Source organism: Pelorhabdus sp. sgz311001, assembly GCF_055901755.1.
This window is the reverse complement of sequence record NZ_JBVXUT010000002.1, coordinates 263,659-286,797: the sequence shown is the minus strand read 5'-3', so window position 1 is coordinate 286,797 and position 23,139 is coordinate 263,659. Positions and strand designations below refer to the sequence as shown.

The 23,139-nt window shown below is 46.4% G+C and carries 18 protein-coding genes; all 18 read left to right on the top strand.

Annotated elements, in window-relative coordinates:
• The first annotated feature begins 16 nt into the window (after positions 1 to 16).
• The 18 genes from AC0MXB_RS07305 to csaB all read left to right on the top strand — a co-directional run bounded on the left by AC0MXB_RS07305 (position 17) and on the right by csaB (position 23,125).
• The gene (locus AC0MXB_RS07305; RefSeq protein ID WP_474038993.1) at positions 17 to 958 is read left to right on the top strand and encodes a glycosyltransferase family 2 protein; all 942 of its coding nucleotides are present in this window, start codon (positions 17 to 19) and stop codon (positions 956 to 958) included.
• Positions 959 to 967: 9 nt separating this feature from the next.
• Positions 968 to 2,200: an O-antigen ligase family protein gene (locus tag AC0MXB_RS07300; protein WP_474039300.1), complete on the top strand. Its 1,233-nt coding sequence runs from the start codon at positions 968 to 970 to the stop codon at positions 2,198 to 2,200.
• Positions 2,200 to 3,423 carry a glycosyltransferase gene (locus AC0MXB_RS07295; RefSeq protein WP_474038992.1) on the top strand — a complete coding sequence of 408 codons (1,224 nt, stop codon included), beginning with the start codon at positions 2,200 to 2,202 and terminating at the stop codon, positions 3,421 to 3,423. The genes AC0MXB_RS07300 and AC0MXB_RS07295 overlap by 1 nt, the downstream gene beginning before the upstream one ends.
• The gene (locus tag AC0MXB_RS07290; protein WP_474038991.1) at positions 3,387 to 4,775 is read left to right on the top strand and encodes a glycosyl hydrolase family 28-related protein; all 1,389 of its coding nucleotides are present in this window, start codon (positions 3,387 to 3,389) and stop codon (positions 4,773 to 4,775) included. Before AC0MXB_RS07295 ends, AC0MXB_RS07290 begins: the two co-directional genes overlap by 37 nt.
• Positions 4,776 to 4,787: 12 nt before the next feature.
• Entirely contained in the window at positions 4,788 to 6,143 is a 1,356-nt protein-coding gene (locus AC0MXB_RS07285; RefSeq protein WP_474038990.1) for a sugar transferase, read from the top strand.
• Between the two features lie 91 nt (positions 6,144 to 6,234).
• Positions 6,235 to 7,374 (top strand): glycosyltransferase family 4 protein, encoded by a 1,140-nt coding sequence (locus AC0MXB_RS07280; protein WP_474038989.1) that lies wholly within the window; start codon positions 6,235 to 6,237, stop codon positions 7,372 to 7,374.
• 5 nt (positions 7,375 to 7,379) lie between these two features.
• Positions 7,380 to 8,783 carry a lipopolysaccharide biosynthesis protein gene (locus tag AC0MXB_RS07275; RefSeq protein ID WP_474038988.1) on the top strand — a complete coding sequence of 468 codons (1,404 nt, stop codon included), beginning with the start codon at positions 7,380 to 7,382 and terminating at the stop codon, positions 8,781 to 8,783.
• A gap of 198 nt (positions 8,784 to 8,981) precedes the next feature.
• Positions 8,982 to 11,852: a beta strand repeat-containing protein gene (locus tag AC0MXB_RS07270; RefSeq protein WP_474038987.1), complete on the top strand. Its 2,871-nt coding sequence runs from the start codon at positions 8,982 to 8,984 to the stop codon at positions 11,850 to 11,852.
• A gap of 91 nt (positions 11,853 to 11,943) precedes the next feature.
• Complete coding sequence (locus AC0MXB_RS07265) at positions 11,944 to 12,171, top strand: hypothetical protein (RefSeq protein WP_474038986.1); 228 nt, start codon at positions 11,944 to 11,946, stop codon at positions 12,169 to 12,171.
• A 158-nt stretch (positions 12,172 to 12,329) separates the two neighbouring features.
• On the top strand, positions 12,330 to 13,100 hold the full coding sequence (locus tag AC0MXB_RS07260) for a basic amino acid ABC transporter substrate-binding protein (protein ID WP_474038985.1): 771 nt from the start codon (positions 12,330 to 12,332) through the stop codon (positions 13,098 to 13,100).
• 179 nt (positions 13,101 to 13,279) lie between these two features.
• Entirely contained in the window at positions 13,280 to 13,945 is a 666-nt protein-coding gene (locus tag AC0MXB_RS07255) for an amino acid ABC transporter permease (protein WP_474038984.1), read from the top strand.
• On the top strand, positions 13,932 to 14,651 hold the full coding sequence (locus AC0MXB_RS07250; RefSeq protein WP_474038983.1) for an amino acid ABC transporter ATP-binding protein: 720 nt from the start codon (positions 13,932 to 13,934) through the stop codon (positions 14,649 to 14,651). Before AC0MXB_RS07255 ends, AC0MXB_RS07250 begins: the two co-directional genes overlap by 14 nt.
• 166 nt (positions 14,652 to 14,817) lie before the next feature.
• Positions 14,818 to 15,348, top strand: coding sequence for a ribosome hibernation-promoting factor, HPF/YfiA family (gene hpf, locus AC0MXB_RS07245; protein ID WP_474038982.1), 531 nt, complete (start codon positions 14,818 to 14,820; stop codon positions 15,346 to 15,348).
• Positions 15,349 to 15,578: 230 nt separating this feature from the next.
• Positions 15,579 to 18,098 (top strand): preprotein translocase subunit SecA, encoded by a 2,520-nt coding sequence (secA, locus tag AC0MXB_RS07240; RefSeq protein ID WP_474038981.1) that lies wholly within the window; start codon positions 15,579 to 15,581, stop codon positions 18,096 to 18,098.
• A gap of 5 nt (positions 18,099 to 18,103) precedes the next feature.
• A protein-coding gene (gene prfB, locus AC0MXB_RS07235; RefSeq protein WP_474038980.1) for a peptide chain release factor 2 occupies positions 18,104 to 19,211 on the top strand; the annotation gives its coding sequence in 2 pieces (ribosomal slippage) (positions 18,104 to 18,175 and positions 18,177 to 19,211; 1,107 coding nt in all).
• A 14-nt stretch (positions 19,212 to 19,225) separates the two neighbouring features.
• Complete coding sequence (locus AC0MXB_RS07230; RefSeq protein WP_474038978.1) at positions 19,226 to 19,936, top strand: LmeA family phospholipid-binding protein; 711 nt, start codon at positions 19,226 to 19,228, stop codon at positions 19,934 to 19,936.
• 59 nt (positions 19,937 to 19,995) lie between these two features.
• Complete coding sequence (locus tag AC0MXB_RS07225; RefSeq protein WP_474038977.1) at positions 19,996 to 22,038, top strand: DUF5693 family protein; 2,043 nt, start codon at positions 19,996 to 19,998, stop codon at positions 22,036 to 22,038.
• A complete protein-coding gene (csaB, locus tag AC0MXB_RS07220; protein WP_474038976.1) occupies positions 22,031 to 23,125 on the top strand; it encodes a polysaccharide pyruvyl transferase CsaB in 1,095 nt (364 codons plus the stop codon). Before AC0MXB_RS07225 ends, csaB begins: the two co-directional genes overlap by 8 nt.
• Positions 23,126 to 23,139 lie beyond the last annotated feature (14 nt).

The window sequence follows — 23,139 nt, the reverse complement described above, 5'->3', positions numbered from 1 at the left end:
AAGCGGAGGGAACGTTTTGGCTTATTTTACAATTATCATTCCTGTCTTTAATCGGGAAAAAGAAGTGGTAAGAGCCATTGAAAGCTGTCTGAAGCAGTCCTTTGATGATTTTGAAGTGCTTGTTGTCGATGATGCCTCCACAGACCAGTCGGCTGATGTGGCGGGGGCGATTTCAGATTATCGCATTCGTTTGATTCGCCATCGACAGAATCAGGGAGTTTGTCCGGCGCGCAATACGGGGATTGACTATAGTCAGGGGGAATGGCTGTTGTTTCTTGATAGTGATGATGAATTGCTACCAGACGCTTTGCTGAAAATCCGTCAGGAAACGCTGCGCTGTCCTGAAATAATTGAACGACTGGGCTTTCTCTATCGTCGCGATGATGGCAGAGTATCGCCAGAACCCGTTTTCGGCGCTACAGTGCTCAATTATGAATCTTTTTTGCGCTGGCGCGACAGCGTCGGACTGAGCGATTTTTTTCATTGCGTTCGTCGGCGTTCCTTAGAAAAGGTGCGCTTTTCCCGCGGTCGGGCCTATGAAGAAACGTACTTACTAGATTTTGCGCAAACCTATCAGACACGGATGATTCCCGAAGTGGTTGCACTCGTTCATTTAACGAGTGCAAATCGTGCTAGCAACGTATCAATTTGGCAGCGATCCGAAGGCTTTTTGCGTGATGCGCCAGATCAAGCCCACGATACGGCCTATATTTTAAGTCGACATGGACCTGCTTTGAAGCGTTATGCGCCGAAGTGGTATCGGATTTTTCGTCAGGGAGCGCTGTTTTATTCCTTTTTAGCGAGCAATCGTTTGGCAGGGTTCAAGCTAGCCCTAGCTTATCTACAGGAGTATCCCTGGCAGAAAAACGGTTGGCTTATCGCTTTTGCTGGACTTGTAAGTCCGCGATTGCTGGCGCTCATGCGCGCTTGGGAGACACAACGGCGGGAGGTGCTCTGATTGGTGTCGATGCTTGAGGCTCATTCGAAACCCTTTGCCATGAAAGGTCGTACTATGATCTTTCTTAGCGTACTTCTGGCTGTTCTGTTAGGCGTTTTAACTCTCAATGCTCTTACTGAAGAGCAGGGCCATTTTAGTTTACTACGCTTCGCTGTGGCGGGTCTTTATGGTTATATTGTTTTGTTTTTGACCGGATTTTCGCTAGGGAGTATAACGCGAAAAGCGATGGTCGTACTATTTTTGTGGTTGCTTTTTTCGTTGCTGTCGCTACTTTCTGCCCTTTCTAATCAGGATGATTTATTTGGCGAGGTTTGGCAGCTGTTTGGTGTACCGGTCATTTTCTTTTTGGGCTTTCCATATTTGACGGGGCCGCGCGGGCGCCTCATTTTAGCTTGGGGACTTGTGCTAGCTTTTGCCGCTTATCTAGTGGCGTCACTGGCGTTATATCCTGTAACAACATCCTATTACAAAGGCGTATTTGTGAATGCCAACACCATGGGACTCATTCTGGTTGCGTTGTCTGCGGGGCTGTTTGGCCTGCTGCGCGGACGGATTGCAACTGAGCAAACTCTAAGGCAAGGTTGCGTAACAGCTGCTTTGGTTTTGGCGCTTGGCGCTTCGGTCCTGCTAATCATTTTTACGGGATCGCGTACTAGTTTTTTAGCTTTTTTGGCAATGGCTGGCTTATTTTATGGGACTTTGCTTTTGGATCGTGCGAAGCAATGGCGCTGGCTATGGGGGGTTAGCGGGTTTGCCGTACTTTGTAGCGGTATCGTTCTGTTGTTGGTTTTGGGCGGGATACATGAAGGGATTTTTGCTACGATGACCGATAAGTTTGCTTCGAATCCAGATCAGACACTGCTTTCCGGCCGCGAATTTGTGTGGCGCCAAGTTTTTGCCGAAGCTGAGGTCTTGGGGCATGGAAATCAGTATTTTACGGCCCAGGTCGGTATTTTAGCTCATAATGTTTATCTGGCTGTTTTGGGAACGAAGGGGATTTTCGCGTTTGCATTGCTGGTTTTCTTCCACGGATTGGTATGTTTTTTAGCCTTTTGGCAAACTATAGAAAAAGTCCAGTTTGATGGTTATTGCGCCGTGCCCTTGTTCGTCATGATTGCTTATTTGCTCATTGGGCTGACGGAAAGCGTCGGCGGCATTTTGGGCAATGGGCTTCATGCGGCTTTTTTATTGGCTGTGGGGCTTACGATAGCTAGAGAAGAAACAGAGAGTAGGCGAGGTTGATGAAAGTACTGTTTACCCATGATCATAAGTTTTATAAGGATGAGAAAGGCCTTTACTATTCTGATGGACAGTATCCCTACAGGTTATGGCGGCGCTATCTCGAGGTTTTCGATGAGATTGTTGTGGCGGCTCGCGTACGCTCTTTAGGAAAAACGGAAGAACGGCAGTATCTTGATTTGTCAAGCGGCCCTAAGGTTCGCTTTGTCGAGATTCCTTCGGTGAGCAGTCCGCTGGCCTGGCTGGGGGCGCGGCAGGAGGCTGTGAAACGACTGAGTGATGCATTAGTGCAGTGCGACGGGCTGATTGCAAGGATCGGTGAGATCAGTCGCTTGGCGGCGCCGCTAGCAAGAAAGCAGAAGAAACCCTGGCTGGCCGAGGTTGTGTATTGTCCCTTTGACGCTCTCTGGAATCATGGCTCTTGGCAGGGGAAACTTTATGCTCCTTACGCCTATTGGGCTACACGCCGTATGGTAGAAAAAGCGCCTTATGCCTTGTATGTTACGAAGGCGTTTTTACAGAAACGCTATCCTTCTTACGGTGAGACTGTAAGCTGCTCCGACGTCCAACTGGCTGATGAAGCGCCTTATGTGCTAGAACGGCGTTTGCTACGGCTGAGTCTTGCAGCGACGCCTGTTAGAAAAATCGGCTTGATCGGGACACTCGCAAATCACATGAAAGGCGTTCATGTTGCCTTACAAGCGCTAAGTTATTTAGCGAAAGACCGCGATGATTTTTCATTTCAAGTACTAGGCGGCGGCGATCCGGCGCCTTGGCAAAAGCTAGCCGAACAATATGGGATCGGCGATCGTACCGTTTTCTGCGGTACGCTGCCTCACGGTACAGCGGTCAATGAGTGGTTGGACCAGATTGATCTCTACATTCAACCTAGTTTTCAAGAGGGACTGCCGCGTGCTTTGTTGGAAGCTATGGGGCGGGGCTGTCCAGCTCTTGGTTCCACCGCCGGGGGCATCCCCGAGCTTCTGCCGCCTAGCTGTTTACACAAACCTGGCGACAGTATGGCTTTAGCGGCGGGAATTGGCGCAGCTTTGGATAATTCAGCCTGGTGCTCAAATCAGGCTAAGCGTAATTTTACCTTGGCGGCGGCGTATCGGCCATCGGCGCTTGATCCCTTGCGGCAAAATTTTTGGCGGCGTTTTTCGCAGGCTGCGTCCAAGGAGGATTTTTTATGTCAATCCCAACCAAGTCAGTGGCAAAATGGCTAATCACGTTAGCTCTTGCTGCGGTCTTTACCGCCGGTTGTACCACCTTGGCGGCTAAGTTATCGCCAGAAGAACAGCTGCAAGCAGGGCTTGATCAGGATGTAATCAGAGCGCCGCTGCCAACGGTACCGTCAGATGCACTGAATGCGAAGAATTTCGGTGCGTTGGGTGATGGGATTCATGATGATACGGCGGCGCTGCAGCACGCTGTCGATGAGGCGGCAAATAACGGTAAAAGTCTTTGGATTCCGCCGGGAAATTACCTTGTTGACGCTCTAACGTCACTTAAGCTGCGCGATCATAGTCGACTTTATCTGACAGAGCGGACTACGCTCCAGGCTAAGCCAAATAGGGCGGCTTTTTACGCGGTGTTGTCCATTGAAAATGTGCAGGATGTAATGGTGTTTGGCGGGACTCTCTGTGGCGATAGACAGCGGCATCAGGGATCAGAAGGTCAATGGGGAACTGGTTTGTTTATTTCGGGCAGCCGACAGGTCCTGGTGCAGGGGATTACCGCCAAGGCATGCTGGGGCGATGGGGTTTATATCGGAACAGAGGTCTTTACAGGGCCCGGTACCTGGAAACAGCTCAATGCTGTGCCAGAAGACATAACGTTAATGGATGTTACGGCTAGCGGCAATCGCCGTCAGGGAATTTCCCTTATTGCCGGGAGGAATGTGACGCTCCTACGGCCTGTTTTAACAAGTACGCAAGGACAGGACCCTGAGGGGGGGCTGGATTTGGAGCCGAATCGGCCGAGCGACAGCTTAGAACATGTTGTCATAACTGATCCGATTACGGCCCAAAATGCCGGAGCCGGTATTCAACTTTTGCTTGGTAATTTAGCCGGATCGACTGTACCAGTATCAGTGGAAATTAAAAATCACCATGATTTTGGCAGTAAACGCGGCTTGAGTATTGTTGGCAGAGATGAAATTATTGCAGGCAGAGTTCAAGTTGCAGGCTCTCTATGGGAAAATAACAGGCTGAATGGTCTTAAAATCGAGAATCATGACAGTCGTTCCTATTATATTGATCTTGCCAACATTCATGTTATCAATGCGAATCGGAGCGGTCTGAGGGGGGCGAATGCTGACGGCGCGGCTATCGCTATTGTCCATAAAACAGGGAATGTTCCGGGAAGAACTGCTTGTATCGGCCGGATTACTCTCACCAATCCTTTGATTGAGGAGCGAGGTTCTTTGCGTGTAACAACAGCTCCTTTTTATATTTGGGATTGCCAAGCGGGTTATCAGATTAGGGAGCTTGTGATCGATCATCCGGTCCTGGGGGGGTTATTGCAGGGGATGCCTTATTATGAAAACGTGCTCCCCTTTATTCAAGATCCATCATGAGGAGGACAGTTCATGCGACAGAAATTTCCTTGTTTGCTAAAGACTTTGGTAGTGTTTGTTGACATAGCGCTAATGGCGACAGCTTATTACGGCGCTCCCGTACTATTTGGCAGCGGGACCAAGTCTGCTGCAACGGCTGTATACCGTGATATGATTCCCTTGCTGCTCGGTGTGACACTGCTGTTGTTTCGAGCTAACGGTCTTTTTGCAACCTTGCGTAAAACCTATAGCGAAGTGGCCTTGGGACTGGTTATGTCGTTAGGTAATGTAGCGGCCGGAGTGCTGTTATTAAGCTTGTTTTTGCCAGATTTTAACTCTCTACGCTTCTTGTTTGTGACGGCTCTATTCACGCAGTTCGTTGTTTTGACTTTTTGGCGCTATCTTTGCTGGCGCTTTGATCAGGCTGTCATGCGGTCTCGCACCTTGCTACTTTTAGGTTCCGCCGCCGAAAGCGAACGGATTGTCTCGCGGCTGGCTTTGCAAGGCCATTTACATGATCAGGTCAAGTATGTCTGTCATAATTGGGCTGCTAGAAAATGGGAGAAGCTCGCTGACCAAGTCGATGTAATTGTTGCCTGTGCCAGTCTACCGCTTACTGTAAAGGCGCAGGTAATTGATTTTTGTCAGCGCGAGAATAAACAAGTTTTTCTTGTCCCTGTCTTTTATGACCTAATTTGTCATCAAGGCTTTCTCGATAAAATGGATGATATTCCCTTTTTTCGTCCCCGTTATCTTCAGCCTACGTTAGAGCAGCGCTGTCTTAAACGGATTTTTGATATGGCTTTTTCCGCTGTAGCCCTGTTGTTCCTTTCGCCTCTATTGCTTATTGTTGCTGCAGCGATTAAATGGGATAGCAAGGGGCCGGTATTTTACGGTCAAATTCGCTGTGGCCGCGATGAAAGGCCTTTTATGGTTTATAAGTTTCGCACGATGCGCCGTGATGCCGAAGCAGTTAGTGGCCCTGTCATGGCTAGTGAAAAGGATCCGCGGATTACCTTAGTGGGAAGTTTCCTGCGGGCAACGCGTCTTGATGAAATTCCTCAGTTTGTCAATGTTCTTTTAGGTCAGATGAGTATTGTAGGGCCGCGGCCAGAGCGCCCCTTTTTTGTAGAAAATTTTAAGCAGGAATTATCGGCCTATACTTATCGCCACCGTGTAAAACCGGGAATTACCGGCTTGGCGCAGATTTATGGCAAGTATAATACGACAGCTGGCGATAAGCTCACATATGATTTGTTATATATTCAGAATATGAATCTGGTTACTGACGTAAAAATTATGCTTCAAACTTTTCGGGTCCTTGTTTCGAAGCAAAGCACTGAAGGGGTGGCGGCTAAACCGATACAGGAAGCGGCCTATCGTAGCTAAGGTAAGGACTACAGGCTGATTCATTGGGGTAGATCAGGCCAAGCGGTTGAAGCTAGATTGATTCATCTAATATGAATGAGAAGGTGAAAAAATGGGCGCTAGAAAGCTCCTATATGTGATTACAACAGGCAGTCTTGGCGGGGCGCAGCGTCATTTGGCTGATTTAATTTCCTGTCTGCCCGCTTCTTATGAAGTTCATGTGGCGCTCGGACAGAGCGGCTGGCTGGGAGATCGTCTCGCCGCGGCGGGGGCTACTTTACATCTTTTGCCTGAACTTGTGCAGCCTCTGGCGATGAAACAGGATATTCAAACCTTGTGGGAATTGAAAAAGTTGATTCAGACGCTTCAGCCTGATCTGATTCACTGTCATTCTAGTAAAGCTGGGTTTTTAGGTCGGCTGGCTGGACGATTTTCGGCAACACCTGTCGTATTTACAGTTCACGGCTGGGCTTTTACAGAAGGGATCTCTTGGCCGAAGCGCCTAATTTACCGTCTGGCGGAGCAGATCGCTGCCGCGGGGACCAGTCGTTTTATTTGTGTGTCTGATTATGATAGACAATTAGGGGTTCGGGCGATGCCAGGATGTCGTCATAAAATGTTGACAATTCATAATGGTGTTGAGGCGCAGCGTCAGTTGTCGTGTTTGAGTCAAAACCAGTCTGGTCGGGCGCTGCGGCCAAGCAGTGATCCGGTTCGATTGGTTATGGTGGCCCGCTTTAATCAGCAGAAGGATCAGGCTTTGCTGCTTCAAGCCTTGGCAAAGCTCTTGAAACGGGAAGTTTTGGTGGAGGTTTCTTTTGTGGGCGATGGGCCGACGCTGCCTGAGGCGACGACTTTGGCGGCAAAGCTTGGCATTACGGATCAAGTTCATTTTCTCGGTGCGCGTGATGATGTAGTAGCTATTTTGGCTGAACAGGATGTTTTTGTGCTGGCAAGTAAATGGGAAGGGTTTCCCATTAGTATTTTGGAGGCCATGCGTCAAGGCTTGCCTGTAATTGCTTCTGATGTGGGCGGTGTAAAGGAAGCTGTGACTGATCGCGAAACAGGGTTTCTTACGCCGCGGGGTGATTTGACTGCCTTAGCATCACGTCTTTGGGAGCTGTGTCTCAATCCCAGACTGCGAATTCAGTTTGGTCAGGCTGGGCGGCGGCGCTATGAGCAGGAGTTTACTTTGCCGCTTATGGCAGAAAAAACGTTGCAGGTCTATGAACAAGTTTTGCTGGGAAGGTGATGCTCATGACTTTATTGGTGGGCCGCTTTGCCCGCTCTTCTTTGGCCTATCTGATTGGCACTGTTTTTAGCAAGTTAACCGTTTTTTTTCTCATACCGTTGTATACTCGCTATATTTCGTCAGCTGATTACGGGTACTATGATGTGACACTAGCCTACCTTAATTTATTTACGTCTGTTTTGTTTCTTGATATTTGGGCGACTGTGCTACGCTTTATGTTTGATCACAGCGATAAGAAGGGGAAATATTCAGCAGTCAGTAGCGGTCTTGTTATTTTATGGGGATCTTTCTGCCTCTATGGGATTTGCGGTGTATTGCTGTTTTGTTATTGTGACATACCTTACCTGGGTTTATTGCTGCTCTATGGCTTTGCCTATTGCTGGCAAAGTTTTTATACGTTTGTGGCCAGAGGCTTTGGGGAAAATACGTTGTTTGCTGTTTCCGGCATGGTAAACAGTTTTATCATGGCAGCTGCCAGTGTGTTTTTTCTAGCTGTTTTAAAGCTTGGCTATGGCAGTTTGTATCTGGCCATGCTACTAGGGTTGATTGGACAACTCCTGTTGCTGGAAGGAAAGCTGGCTCTGCGTCATCATGTGAGTTGGTGTTGCAGTTGTCCCCAGGAGATTCGGTCGATGCTTGTTTTTGCCTTGCCCCTTTGTTTCAACTCTCTTGGTTACTGGTTTTTAACAGACTATAATCGCACTGTCATTTTTCATAAGCTGTCGCCTGAGGCGAATGGCCTGTTTTCACTGGCGGGAAAATTCCCGTTGGCCCTTTTACTTATCTCATTATGCTTTCAATTGGCTTGGCAGGAGACGGCTTTTGCCAAGAGTGACGCTAGCGAAACCTTTTATAGTAAGGCAGGTGGCTTCTTTTTACTGAGTCTGTTTTGTTGCGGCTCGCTGTGGTTGTCTTTTGTATCGTTAGTCTTTCCGTTCCTTGTCGATAGCGCTTATGCGGCAGCTAGGTCTTTGATTCCCTTGTATATGACAGCGATTCTGGCAAGTATCTATAATGGGTTTTTAGGTACTATTTTTACGGCGTTTAAAGCGACGAGGTTTTTGTTTCTATCAACTTTATGCGCCTGTATCGTCAATGTGGTTTTACTGCAGACTTTACTGGATTCGCTTGGCGTTATAGCAGCTCCCTTAGCCCTTGCCAGTGGTTACCTGACTAGCTCCTTTCTGCGGTTTTGGCGGCTAAAACGGACAATCCACTATGGCGATTGGCAAAGAAGTTCTTTGGCGGCCCTCGCCTTATTCGGTCTGTCCGCCTATGTTTTTTTACAGGGAACCTATGAGGCAAGTGGCTGTGTCTTGTTGGGGCAGCTGGTCTTGGTTTTTTGCCTATTTCGGCGGAAAGTGTTCGGTTTACTGGCAAAAGTCCGGGAAGTTACTTGCGAGAATTAATTAAATTACAAATAATGTAAATTGATAATTTACAAATAATGTAAAAAGGTTTATTCTTATATTGTCAGATTCTTTGTAAGATACAAGGATTTTTTTTACAGAACACGCATATTTTTTTCTCTTTTGATAATAGTATAAGATGGAAAATGATCAAGCTTTACTGACTAAAGAGGCTAAAGAAAAGGGAGCGGTAGGTAGATGCAAAGAGCATGGCGGCGTATGTGGGACAAAAATGTTAAGACGGGTGAAAAGAAAGTAGTACAGTGGCTTGTGGCAAGTGTAATTGTAACGGCCATGGCTACGGGCTACGCCAATCCTTCTGGTGGAACTGTCGTAGCAGGAAGCGGTTCGATCAAAGGGCAAGGCACATCTTTTGTTAAGATCAATCAAAGTTCCAATAAACTAGCGGTCAATTGGAACGCCTTTTCGGTTGGGACTGGCGAGCGAGTGCAGTTTAATCAGCCATCCAGTCAAGCTGTTGCTTTGAATCGTGTGGTTGGTTCAAATCCATCAGCAATTTTGGGGCAGATTACTGCTGACGGTAAAGTGATTTTAATCAATACGCGCGGTGTTTTATTTGGTAAGGATGCGCAAGTCAATGTAGGAGCTTTAACGGCTTCGACCAAAGACATTCAAGTTGCTGACTTTATGAAGGACGCTTACTCGCTTAATGGTGGCAGTGCGGCCATAACGAATCAGGGGACGATTCAAGCGGCCAATGGTGCGGTAGAACTGTGGGCGGCTGTCGTCAATAATGAAGGGAAAATCCAGGCTTCTGGCGTGACGGCTGCCGACGGCGTGATTCGTTTAGTTGGTAACTCCGTAAATTTAAAAGCTGGTTCGTCTCTCTCGGCTAGTGGCGATTTGATTTTAAAAGCCGGTGTCGATGGTAGTGGTGTCGGCACAGTGGCTATCGATTCTGGAGCCAAGGCTTCCGGCCAAAATGTACTGATTTTTTATAATCCTGTATCCTACTCCGATATAACAACGAAATCAGATACAAGCGGCAATCCCTATACCAGTAAGGTAAAAGTAGGTTCGGGAGGAACTCTCTCAGCCTATATGCTGGTGAATAATGCCGATAATTTGCAAAATGTTAATAGTAATCTGGCTGGTATTTATGCTTTAAGTCAAAATGTCGATCTTGGTAGCGGCGCGTTTGTACCGCTTGGCAATTTTACGGGTCGATTCGATGGTCAGAATTATAAAATCAGTAATTTGAAAATTTCATCTGATGCGGCTAATGTGGGATTATTCAGTAGCGCCCAAAATGCTACGCTTCGTAATATAACCCTTGACTCTGTTTCGCTTGCAGGCGGTGCCGATACAAACTACCTTGGCAGTCTGGTCGGTGTCGCTTCAAGCAGCTTGATTGATAATGTGACTGTTTGTGGGAATGTCGCCGTAAGGGGTAATGCGACAGGTTTTGGTTATGCGGCTGGCATTGCAGGTCGAGCCGATGGCAATACAGTTGTTCAAAATAGCAGCAACTATGCGTCTGTGACGGGTGCTGGCATACAGCGGCATGCGGCTGGTATTGTCGGAATGAACTATGGCGGCAGTGTGCTTTCCGGTGATGTAAACTATGGGCAGATTGCGTCGCAAGGGGACCAAAGCTATGCAGGTGGTCTTGTAGCCTATAACTATAACAATAGTATGATTAGAAATGGGGCAAACTTTGGTTCCGTAACAGGCGGCGTTTATGATCAAGATTATGTTGGCGGCTTAGTAGGGTCTAACTGGGAAGGTTCTATTGTAGAAGATAGTGTAAATTATGGTAATGTTAGCGGCGGTACGAATAGCAATATCGGCGGTCTGATTGGCGGCAATAAAGCGGGTGTTTTGTTTCAAAGTGCCAATAAAGGTCTTGTAACCGGCCAAAGCCGTTATATTGGCGGACTTGTGGGCGTAAATTATGGCGAAGGTCTAATTGACTCCAGCTTTAATAAAGGCAATGTATCAGGCGGTAGCAATTCCGATATTGGCGGACTTGTCGGGCATAATGTCAATAGTACCATTGTAAATAGTGCAAATCTTGGTAAAGTGGCTGATGATGCTGACGTAAGTACGCCGGCTGAGCCGCCTCTTTATGATACGAATGTACGAATGGATACGCATATTGGTGGAACGCGAAATTTGGGCGGACTTGTCGGCTATAGCGAGGGCAGCATTATTAAGAATGACGCTAATTACGGCGCTGTTACGAGCTCGCTTTCCTACAGCAATGTAGGCGGCGTTGTTGGTCTAAGCGCTGGAGATTCTTTAAGCTTCCTTGGAAACACGGCTGCCGTGACTGGGACCATGAATAGCAATATCGGCGGGATCGCTGGATTTGCCTATCTCAATTCAACGGTAAGAGATGTAGCAAATTCTGGCGAGGTGGCAGTTTCCGGCATCACTACCTATGATAGAAGCCAAAATTATGGCATAAACAGTAGTAGCAATGTGGGCGGCATTGTGGGTTGGCTCTATGGTACGGTAAGTAATAGTACGGCAAGCAATAGCACGGCAAGTAATGGCCCCACTACATTGGTGACAAATGCTGTGAATACCGGCAAAATTAGTGGCAGCGGCTGGCATCTAGGTGGCATTGCCGGTTTTAACACGAATTACGCTGCGATTCACGAGAGTAGTAATGCGGGCGCAGTAACAACCGATTCCCTTTATAGTTACGCTGGCGGTATTGTTGGCGCCAATTGTCAGGCTTCCATTTTTAACAGCGTCAATAGTGGTGCTATTACCAATCGGGCTGACTGTAGTTACGCTGGTGGGGTTGCTGGTACTAACTGGTCTAACGCTGTTATTACTGATAGCCAAAATAACGGTGCGATTGTGGATCTCGGATTTTTTAGCAATGCTGGTGGCATTTCTGGCGCGAACGGTGCTGGGAGCTTACTGACCTACTCGTCTAATAACGGTATAATACGAGGCGGACAGGGCGTTGGAAGCCGGACTGGTGGTGTCGTTGCCTGGGATTATAATTCAACAGTGAAGGGATGCCAGGATGGGGGTTCTGTAACAGCTAGCGGCGGTGTTATCGGCAAGGTCGTAGGAAAAGAACAGTCCTAAATACTTTTGGATAAATTCTTACGGGGCTTGTGATAAGCAGTTAGACGAGAGTAAACACTTTCGTCTAACTGCTTTATTTAAGGATACTTCTTTGGCCGCAAAGTTATTGCTTGGTTGGAACGAAATGGAGGACGATAAGGTGAAACAGGGGATTGTTCTTATTGTGTTTATCGTGGCTTTTGCCGCTTTTTTAGCATCGCCGCCGCCGATTTTAGCAGCGCACGGAACGGCGACAATGCAAAACCATGATCGCAAAGTTATGATTATACAAATGCCAAAACCAGCTGTTAGCGATGATTTTCAGATTGTTGGCCCGTGAAGGTACTACATTGCAGTAGTTTACGACTAATTTATTTAATAAATAAAGTAAAAAGGTAACATTTTAATAAAAAAAAGTCTTGCTGAATTATTCATAGGAGGTGTATAATTACTAAAAATAAACAGCGAGATGATCTCGCTTGCCTGGAGGGACTTATCGTGACAAAGAAGATGCTTTCTCTATGTATGTTACTTGTGTTTGTATTGTCGTTAGGGTTAGTTGGCTGTGGCTCTCAACCGAAAGCGGCCGAGAAAAAAGTCATTAAGGTAGGCTCTGATACAGCTTACGCTCCCTTTGAATTCCAAGATGATAAAAGTAAAGAATATGTCGGGTTTGATATGGATTTAATCAAGGCCATTGGTAAGCAAATGAATGCTGATGTGCAGGTTCAAAGCATGAACTTTGACGGACTCATTCCGGCTCTGGAAGCAGGCAATATTGATTTGGCTGTTTCGGCCATGTCGATCACGGAAGAACGGGCTAAAAAGGTGGCTTTCTCGGCACCTTACTATAAATCGGGCTTGTCCATTGTGGTAAAGAGTGACAACAATGCAATTAAAGGGTTTTCGGACTTAACTGGCAAGAAAATTGCCGTACAGATTGGTACGACTGGTGCGGATGAAGCGAAAAAAGTAAAAGATGCAACAATCCGTGAATTTAATACGGCGCCAGAAGCCTTTTTAGAACTTAAGGCCGGCGGTGTTGATGCGGTTATTAATGATATGCCTGTCAACAATTATTACATGAATCAAGAGACGGGCAAGGGTTCGAAACAAGTTGGCGATGCCTTAAGTTCTGAAGACTATGGCTTTGCTGCTTCCAAAAAGAATGCTCAGCTTATTACTGATATCAACAAAGCGTTGGAAGAATTAAAGAAAAACGGCGAATATGAAAAGATTTATGTAAAATGGTTCGGCAAAAAACCATAAGTTTTTGGGAAAGTAACGAAACACGAAAGGCGGCAGAGAGCGATCTTTGCTGCCTTTTGTCTGTTAAAAGAGCACTTTTTCATTGACAGTCTCTTTTTGTGTGCCTATAATCAAAAGGTGTATGATTATTCATTGTATCGTTTGGATGGGCTTATTTTTAGGCAAGGGGAGTAGTTTTTATGAACTTTGATTTTCAACTTATCGTCAACTCGTTCCCGTTATTATTACTGGGCGCTGGGGTTACTATTGAAATTACGACACTCAGTGTAGCTTTTGGTCTTTTAATCGGTATGTTTGTCGGCATTGCCAGATTATCGAAACAAAAACTTTTTTCTTATCCGGCGGCTGTTTATGTTGACTTTATTCGCGGCACGCCGCTGTTAGTCCAGATTTTTCTCATTTATTTTGCGCTGCCGATTATTGTCGGACAGAGAATCGATCCGTTTATTGCGGCGATTACGGCCTGCAGTATTAATAGCGGCGCCTATGTGGCGGAAATTTTCCGCGGTGGGATTCAATCGATTGACAAAGGGCAGATGGAAGCAGGGCGGTCTCTGGGCATGACCTGGGCGCAGACCATGCGATTTATTATCATGCCTCAGGCTTTTAAGCGTATTATTCCGCCGTTAGGTAATGAGTTCATTGCCATGCTCAAAGATTCATCGCTCGTATCGGTGATTGGTTTTGAGGAACTAACTCGGCGGGGACAGCTCATTATTGCTAGAACCTACGGATCTTTTGAAATCTGGCTAGCTGTCGCTTTCATTTATTTAATGATGACACTGACAATTTCCCGGTTTATCGCTTATTTGGAGCGGAGGTATAAAATCGATGATCGACGTTAAAAATATCCATAAAAAGTTTGGACACTTGCATGTTTTAAAAGGAATAGATCTTACGGTAGCAGAAAAAGAAGTTCTCGTGATCATTGGACCGAGCGGATCGGGAAAAAGTACGCTACTACGCTGTCTAAATTATTTGGAAGAGCCCACAGAAGGGACGATCGTTGTTGACAACATTGCGCTTTCTGGCGAGGCGAATATTAATAAGGTAAGAGAAGAAGTCGGGATGGTTTTCCAACGCTTTAATTTATTTCCTCATATGACAGTGTTGGAAAATATCGTACTAGCGCCAATTCAGGTACGCAAGATGGCAAAAAGCGAGGCTGAAAAGATCGGGCGGGAACTCTTGGCAAAGGTTGGTTTAGCTGATAAAGAGAAAGCCTATCCTGATCAGCTTTCTGGCGGTCAGCAGCAGCGTGTGGCTATTGCGCGGGCTCTAGCTATGCGACCCAAGATTATGCTGTTTGACGAACCTACTTCGGCGCTTGATCCGGAAATGATCAATGAGGTACTTGATGTTATGAAAGCCTTGGCTCGTGAAGGAATGACCATGGTTGTAGTAACCCATGAAATGGGGTTTGCCCGTGAGGTGGGAGACCGTGTCGTCTTTATGGATGAAGGCCGGATTATTGAAGAAGGAACGCCAGAGGCCTTCTTCACTGGTGCTAAGGAAGAAAGAACGCGCGCCTTCCTGTCGAAAATTCTGTAAAAATTTGGTTGACATATTATTAGTGTCTTTTTGTAAAACTTGTCTGAGCAGAGCCTGCTGTTAGACAAGTTTATTTTTTTGTTAATTTTCTGTTACAATACTAAGAGGATTTTTGAAAGAAACGGTGAATTATATAAAATAGGAGACTGGAAAGGGGATGTATCATATGAAAATGAATGTTCGAGGTAAAAACATCGAAATTACACCTGCACTGCGAGAATATGTCGAAAAACGCGTCGGAAAGATCACTAAATATTTCGACGGTATTGGCGACATTTCCGCCATCCTCAAAGTGGAAAAAGGCCAGCACATTGTGGAAGTCACTGTTCCGGTAAACGGCATGTTGCTCCGCGGTGAAGAATCAACGAATGATATGTATACTTCAATTGATCTTGTCGTTGATAAAATCGAAAAACAAATTGAAAAATATAAAACGAAAATTTCTCGTAAAATGCGGGGAGGCTCCTTTAAGAGCGAGTTAGTTCCAGCGCCGGTACCGGAAGAAAAGAGCGAGGAATTTAAGCTTGTCAGAACGAAACGGTTTGCCGTAAAACCAATGACGACCGAAGAGGCCATTTTGCAGATGAATTTGATTCATCACGACTTTTACGTATTCCGCGATGCCGATTCCGAGGAAGTCAACGTGATTTATCGCCGCAAAGACGGCAATTACGGTTTAATCGAACCAGAATTCTAAAGCGACGAAACGATAAAAACAGAAGCTGCTTGTCAGCTTCTGTTTTTCTTTTTTTCAGTACACTTTCTGAGTCGTTCGCTATATAATAAAGAGTGACGCCTTTTTGACTTTTTAAATTGGCTCTGTTAAAATCATATAATAGGCAAAGATATAGCCTGAAGTAGGAAAATACCTCTATTTACTTATATAGAGAGATCTTATTAGGACACGATTGTGGGGAGTTGATACTCTTGTTAAAATTTTTAAAAAAGCTGCTCGGCGATGACAATGAACGCGAAATTAAGCGCATGCAAAAGTATGTTGACGCTGTCAATGCCCTAGAGCCTAAAATGCAGGCTATGAGCGATACAACGTTGACAGGTAAGACTGTGGAATTTCAGCGTCGGATTAAAGAGGGTGAATCAGTCGATGACCTCTTGCCTGAGGCATTCGCTGTAGTAAGAGAAGCATCGCGCCGTGTTTTGGCCATGCGTCATTTTGACGTACAGATCTTAGGCGGCATTACATTGCATGAAGGTAATATTGCCGAAATGCGTACAGGGGAAGGTAAAACCTTGGTTGCCACTTTGCCTGTATATCTTAATGCGTTGACAGGCCGTGGCGTTCACGTCGTAACTGTTAATGATTACCTGGCCCGCCGCGACAGCGAGTGGATGGGAAAACTCTATCGCTTTTTAGGTCTGTCCGTGGGGCTTATTGTCCACGGCCTTGATTTTGATGAGCGTAAATTAGCCTATGGCGCTGACATTACTTATGGTACGAATAATGAATTTGGCTTTGATTATCTTCGTGATAATATGGTTGTGCAGCCAGAGCAAATGGTGCAGCGGCCTTTGCATTACGCCATCGTCGACGAAGTCGATAGTATTTTAATTGATGAAGCGAGAACACCGTTGATTATTTCCGGCCCTGGCGAAAAGTCGACAGAGCTTTATTCCCGTTTGGCTAAAGTTGTGCCAAAGCTGGTTGCTACCGAAGATTATACGATTGATGAAAAGCTTCATACAGTAGCGCCTACGGAAAGCGGTATTGCCAAAGCAGAAAAACTCCTTGGCGTAACTAATCTTTATGAAGCGGAAAATATTGAACTGTCCCATCATTTTAATCAGGCGCTGCGGGCTCATGGCCTGATGAAACGCGATAAAGATTATGTAGTAAAAGACGGCGAAGTCGTCATTGTCGACGAATTTACGGGCCGTCTCATGTTTGGTCGCCGATACTCCGATGGATTGCATCAAGCCATTGAAGCCAAAGAAGGCGTGAAGATTGAACGGGAAAGCCAAACCCTGGCGGCGATTACCTTCCAAAATTATTTTAGAATGTATGAAAAACTGGGCGGTATGACTGGTACGGCTAAAACAGAGGAAGCGGAATTCCGTAAAATCTACAGTTTAGACGTTATCGTTATGCCGACGAATAAGCCGATTCTGCGTCAAGATATGCCTGATGTAATTTATAAGAACAAAAAAGCAAAATATAAAGCCGTTGTGGCTGACATTGTGGAAGTGCACCGGAAAGGTCAACCGACGCTTGTTGGTACGACTTCCATTGTGCAGTCAGAGTTATTAAGCGATATGCTGAAAAAAGAGGGAATCCCTCATAATGTACTCAATGCTAAGTTTCATGAACAAGAAGCCCAGATTGTAGCTCAGGCCGGGCAGATGGGCGCTGTGACGATTGCGACGAATATGGCGGGTCGTGGTACTGATATTGTGCTTGGCGAAGGAGTGCCGGAAGTAGGCGGTCTTCATATTGTCGGTACAGAACGTCATGAAAGCCGCCGAATTGATAATCAGCTTCGCGGTCGTGCCGGTCGTCAAGGCGACCCTGGTTCTTCGCGCTTTTATTTGTCCTTAGAAGATGATTTGATGCGTCTCTTTGGTTCTGACAATATTGCCGGGATTATGGAGAAGCTCGGCATGGAGGAAGATGAGCCCATTGAGCATCCGCTCATTACGCGTTCCATTGAACAGGCCCAGAAGAAAGTCGAAGGACGCAACTTTGATATTCGTAAGCAAGTCCTAGAATATGATGATGTCATGAATCAGCAACGTGAAGTGATTTATAGCCAGCGTCGCAAGATTCTCATGGGCGACAATCTGCGGGAAAATATTTTCTTGATGATTGAGAAACTCATTGAGCAAGGCATGGATCTTTACGCCAATGAAAAAGTGTATGAAGAAGAATGGGATTTGGCTGGGCTAATTCATTTCAGCGAAGAAGCCTTTGCGGCGGAAGGCCGTTTAACCGTAGAAGCGCTCGCTGACATGAGCCGGATTGAAGTGCAGGAAGAACTGCTCAAAGCAGCTACGGAAGCCTATGATGCCAGAGAACAGCTGTTTGGCGAAGACAATATGCGCCAACTGGAACGCGTCATTATGCTGAAAGTTGTTGACGATAAGTGGATGGAACATCTTGACGCCATGGAAATGCTGCGTCAAGGCATTGGACTGCGGGCTTACGGTCAGAAAAATCCTTTGGTAGAATATAAACTGGAAGCTTATGATATGTTCCAGCAGATGATTGAGCATATTCAAGATGATATTGTGAAATATATGTATCGCGTCAACATCGTAACAGAGCAGCCGCAGGCGTCAGATCGATTGCAACAGGCGCATGCTTCTCACGGTGAAGATACGGAAGCGCAAGCGCAGCCTAAGACGCCGATTGTGAATCATGATAAGACAGGACGCAATGAAGTGTGTCCCTGCGGCTCAGGTAAGAAATATAAAAATTGTTGCGGGAGATGAGTTTGTTGTTATTAGAAGATTTAAGGATTGAAATTGAACGGGCAGGGAAAAAATTAGAAGAAATCAGGGTTTCTCTTTGACGTCTCTGCGAAAGAGCTAGAGATTCAGCGACTGGAGCAGGAAATGATGGCCCCTGGTTTTTGGGATGATCCTGACAGTGCCCAGAAGGTATCACAGCAAGTAACAATTCTGAAAGATACCGTTGGCGAATATACAAAACTACAGGAGCAGCTTGCTGACACGGAAATTTTGTGGCAGCTTGGCACAGAGGAACAAGACGAAAGCGTCTACGCCGATGTGGAGCGGTCCCTGCAAGAAATCAACGCCCAAATGGAGCATCTTGAACTCACTCTTATGTTGAGCGGCGAATACGACAAAAATAATGCCATTGTTACACTTCATGCTGGCGCTGGCGGCACGGAAGCACAGGATTGGGCTTCCATGCTCCTTAGAATGTACGGCCGTTGGGCGGAAAAAAATGGTTTTCGCATTGAAACCATGGACTTTCTGGCTGGCGATGAGGCTGGTGTAAAGAGTGCTACGCTCATGATTCAAGGCGTCAATGCCTATGGCTACTTAAAAGCAGAGAAGGGCGTTCATCGTCTTGTGCGAATTTCGCCTTTCGATGCTTCGGCACGGCGCCATACGTCTTTTGCCGCCCTTGATGTAATGCCGGAAATTGATGATTCTGTGGAAATTGACATTAATCCCGTTGATTTGCGGGTTGATACGTACCGGGCCAGCGGCGCTGGTGGTCAGCATATCAATAAGACCGATTCGGCTGTCCGTATGACTCATATTCCTACGGGTGTTGTCGTGCAGTGCCAGAGCGAACGGTCGCAGATTCAAAATAGAGAACAGTGCATGCGGCTACTCAGGGCGCGTCTCTTTGAATTAGAGCAACAAAAGCAGCAGGAATTGAAAAATGAAATAGGCGGCGAATATCAGGCTATTGAATGGGGTAGCCAAATTCGTTCCTATGTGTTCCATCCTTATAATTTAGTCAAAGACCATCGGACTGGCGCCGAAACAGGCAATGTGCAGTCCGTTATGGACGGTGAAATTAACGCTTTCATTGAGGCCTACCTAAAGAAACAAGTTGCAAAAGAATAAAAGAAGGTGAGCCTATGGTCAAGAAGCTGTTGTTATTGCTGTTTTTTTTGCTTGTTATCTTCGGCGGTGCGGCTGAATTGCTGCTCCCGTCCTGGACAGCTGCTTATGGGGCGGAAAGCTTGAAAGAGCTGACAGGCAGTGAGCAGGTTACGTTGCAGACTGAAAAGCATCCCGCGATTTTGATGCTCTCAGGCCAATTTGACACGGTGAAGATTGATGCGAAGAATGCCAAGCTTGATAAACTGACGGTTTCTTCCATGCAGGCGGAACTGAAAGGATTACAGCTTGATATGAATTCTTTACTGCTGCAGCGGCGGTTTACCGTTCAATCAGTAGATACTGTAAATTTAAAAGCCGTTGTGACCGAAAAAGAACTGGCGCAGTTTCTTGACGCCAATGTCAAGGGAAGTAAAAATGCTACTGTTACGGTGAAGCCTGATAAGATTACCGTAAGCTCCCAACTGTCGTTAGGTGGTTTGATGGCCTTGTCCATTACGTTGGAAGGAAAGATTGCCGCCGACGGTCAGAAAATTAAGTTTGTGACGGAGCGTTTTTTACTGAATCATTCGCCAGTAGGGAATTTGGGCGGTTCTATTTTGACAGAAATTCCTTTGGCTGATACGAAAAAGCTTCCGTTTGGTACAACGATTCAAAACATCGTAAATGAAGACGGACAAATTGTCATCTATGCCGGGAATCAGAGTCCTGCCAGCGGCAAACAATAAGATTAGAATTTTGCAAGCAAAGCTGCTTTGCGTAGCTGCAGATTAAAGGTGGAGAGATTGTGGCCAATCGATATAATAAAGTGTTTATTGCCCTGGTGCTTGTGGGCCTAATGGCAGCTTTGGCAGTTTTAGGGCAGCGTTTTCAATTAGAGCAAAATAACCGGACAGTCGAACTTGTCCTAGATTATGAAGATGCTGTAGAGCTGGCCCATATGGAGGGCATCTCCTTGCCAGAGTTGCTGGCTGCATATAAACAGGCGGGAATTACTTCCATGGCTGTTTATGAAACGACGCTGGAAAAACTCAATAAGAGCGGTAAAGTTACGTCTTTTTCCGGTACGTCTATTCTCCATCAGTATCGGGAAGGTTCTTTGACGGATCCCTTTTGGCGGGATTTAGTGGCCTCAGGACGGCTTCAACCGGAAGCTGCCTATGTAGTTGGCAATCAGGATCAGACCTTTACAGAGGTAAAAGAAGATTTAATTCGTCGCTTAAGTCCGGAACGAGTTACGGAGATTCGCGGCGGCGACCATCCGGTTCTAGCTGTTTTAGCTGACTATGAAAAAGTGTATAAATGGAATCTCGGTTTGCCCACAGACGAAATGAAGGCTGTCAATGACGCTGGTTTTGCCGTAGTAGCGCGACCGACGAATTATACAAAAGTGGATGAAAGTGACATCGATGCTGTGTTTGCCCGTCTTGACAGTGCGAAAAACCTGTCAGGCATTATGTTTGTCGGTGATGAAGTAACAGGTTATCCGGGGCTGTTGCCGCAGGTTGCTGACAAGATGAAGGCGCGCCATCTTACGTTACAGATGATTGAGCATCCTTTGCAGCTGCAGTTTTTAAAACAAGACGGCTTGCTGCCGCTGGCCGCGATGAATGACTATAAGTCAGCTCGCGTCTATGTGATCCCCAAAGATGAACAACCGAAGCTGAAACTCGATGAAGCAGTACATCGGTGGGTACTGACCGATGAAGAACGGAATATCCGTGTTAACTTAATGCGAAAATATGATAAACCCGCTCAGGGAATGACGCTGTTAGAGACAAACATAAGCTATGTTACCGAGACGGCGCAGGCTTTAATGGATAAGGGCTATCAGATTGGCCAGGCGGGACTGTTTCCTGTCTACTATCCGCCTGTACCGCTGTTAGCGCTTATGATTCTCGGTGTCTGGGCGGCTGTTTGCCTGCTTGTTTCAGCCATTCGACCTGTTCCGGTAAAATACTTATATGGTCTATTGCTGTTGCCGACAGTCTTAATGCTTTTGCCACTCTTAAAAGGCGGCGGTACGCTTGTGCGCCAGACGGCGGCAACGCTCAGCGCCATTACGTTACCGGTGCTGGCTATGACCTATCAGCTTGATAAATGGCGGGCCGAAGGACCGAAAGATCTTACGCTGCCAGCCATTTTAGGACGAGGCCTCTTCAATTTGACCATTGCTTTCTCGATTGCTATGGTAGGCGGCTTATATGTAGCAGCTTTACTTGGTGATGTACGCTTTTTCTTGGAAATGGAAATTTATCGCGGTGTAAAAGCAACTTTTGTGATGCCGCTTCTCTTAATTTTTGTAATTTATTTAACCAGGTTTAATCTGTTTGATCAGGAGAAAGTAAAACAGATTGGCCCTCAATTGAAGCGCTTACTCAGTATGACAATTGATATGAAAATGATGCTGGCTTTGGGCGTCTTTGCTATTGCTGTCTGGGTTTATGTTGGTCGTTCCGGTCATACGGCTGGTGTGCCTGTACCGGCGATTGAGCTGAAACTTAGAGCCTTTTTGGAAAATGCCATGTACGCTCGGCCGCGGGAAAAAGAATTTATGATTGGTCATCCTGCCTTTTTACTGGCGGCGCTGGCTTTTTATCGCCGTTGGCCGCGGGCGCTTCATTTCGCTCTCGTAGTTGTTGCGACCATTGCGTTGGGATCGCTTGTCGAAACCTTTGCCCATGTACGTACGCCTGTCTTGATGTCCTTTATTCGCGGGATTGACGGCGTGGTGTTAGGAGCTTTGTTTGGAATCATAGCTGTCTTTGGCGTGGAACTGCTGCGGTGGTTAAGTGAGTGGGCCGGAAGGAGATCCACATCGAATGAGTAGTATAGTGATTTCCGGTTATTATGGCTTCGCCAATGCTGGCGATGAAGCCATGCTAGCTGCGATGATCGAAGCATTTACTGATTTAGAACCCGATGTTATGATTACGGTCATTTCCGGGAATCCTGAAGATACGCGCCGTCGTCATGGCGTAGCTGCCGTGTATCGCCTGAATTATCCTAAGATCATGGCAGCGATTGCTAGTAGCGATCTGGTAATTAGCGGCGGCGGCAGTCTCTTGCAGGATGTGACGAGTGATCGGAGTCTCTACTATTATTTAAGTATTGTCTTTTTGGCAAAACAACTTGGTAAGCCTGTTATGCTCTATGCGCAAGGGATCGGTCCGGTGCAGAAACCTTTAGCTCGGGCCGTTATGCGTCGCATTGGCAATCAGGTTGACTTAATTACGGTACGTGATGAGGGCTCGCGGGAAGAACTGGTGGAGCTTGGAATTAACAAGCCGCCAGTTTATGTTACGGCGGATCCGGTTCTTGCCATGCATCCTGTCGATAAGCAGATTGGACGGACGATTTTGCGTCGCTATGGTGTGACTGGCGTACGACCGGTAGTGGGAATTAGCATTCGCGAATGGAAGGAATGGCCTCATTACAAAACCGTATTAGCCCAAATCGCTGATTATGTAGCGTCCGCCTATGAGGCTCGCGTAGTTTTTCTGCCTATGCAGTGGCCTGACGATTTCCAAACAGCGGAAAAAGTCGTGAAACAGATGAAAGAGTCTGCTGTTTTGTTAAAAGAAGAGTTTACTACGACAGAGATGCTGTCACTCGTAGGCAATATGGATTTACTCGTTGGGATCCGTCTTCATGCGCTTATTTTTGCGGCGGTTATGCAGGTGCCCTTAATTGGTATTTCCTATGATCCGAAAATTGATCGGTTTTTGGCGAGCTTATCAGCGCATCACGGCGGATCGCTGATGACGGTTACGGCCGCAGCGCTAAAGAAAAAAATTGATGATTTGTGGCCGCAGATTGAACAAGACGCCTTTGTGCAGTCCAAGAAAATCAGCGAACTGCGCGACTTGGCTTTTTCCAATGTAGAGAAAGCATTTTCCCTGATTCAACGCAAATGACATGAGGGGGCGGC

Bases quoted from the DNA above. Each gene is read 5' to 3' on its own strand.
- AC0MXB_RS07300 (WP_474039300.1), top strand. From the start codon at position 968: ATGCTTGAGGCTCATTCGAAACCCTTTGCCATGAAAGGTCGTACTATG.
- AC0MXB_RS07295 (WP_474038992.1), top strand. From the start codon at position 2,200: ATGAAAGTACTGTTTACCCATGATCATAAGTTTTATAAGGATGAGAAA.
- AC0MXB_RS07290 (WP_474038991.1), top strand. From the start codon at position 3,387: ATGTCAATCCCAACCAAGTCAGTGGCAAAATGGCTAATCACGTTAGCT.
- AC0MXB_RS07285 (WP_474038990.1), top strand. From the start codon at position 4,788: ATGCGACAGAAATTTCCTTGTTTGCTAAAGACTTTGGTAGTGTTTGTT.
- AC0MXB_RS07280 (WP_474038989.1), top strand. From the start codon at position 6,235: ATGGGCGCTAGAAAGCTCCTATATGTGATTACAACAGGCAGTCTTGGC.
- AC0MXB_RS07275 (WP_474038988.1), top strand. From the start codon at position 7,380: ATGACTTTATTGGTGGGCCGCTTTGCCCGCTCTTCTTTGGCCTATCTG.
- AC0MXB_RS07270 (WP_474038987.1), top strand. From the start codon at position 8,982: ATGCAAAGAGCATGGCGGCGTATGTGGGACAAAAATGTTAAGACGGGT.
- AC0MXB_RS07255 (WP_474038984.1), top strand. From the start codon at position 13,280: ATGAACTTTGATTTTCAACTTATCGTCAACTCGTTCCCGTTATTATTA.
- AC0MXB_RS07250 (WP_474038983.1), top strand. From the start codon at position 13,932: ATGATCGACGTTAAAAATATCCATAAAAAGTTTGGACACTTGCATGTT.
- hpf (WP_474038982.1), top strand. From the start codon at position 14,818: ATGAAAATGAATGTTCGAGGTAAAAACATCGAAATTACACCTGCACTG.
- AC0MXB_RS07230 (WP_474038978.1), top strand. From the start codon at position 19,226: ATGGTCAAGAAGCTGTTGTTATTGCTGTTTTTTTTGCTTGTTATCTTC.
- csaB (WP_474038976.1), top strand. From the start codon at position 22,031: ATGAGTAGTATAGTGATTTCCGGTTATTATGGCTTCGCCAATGCTGGC.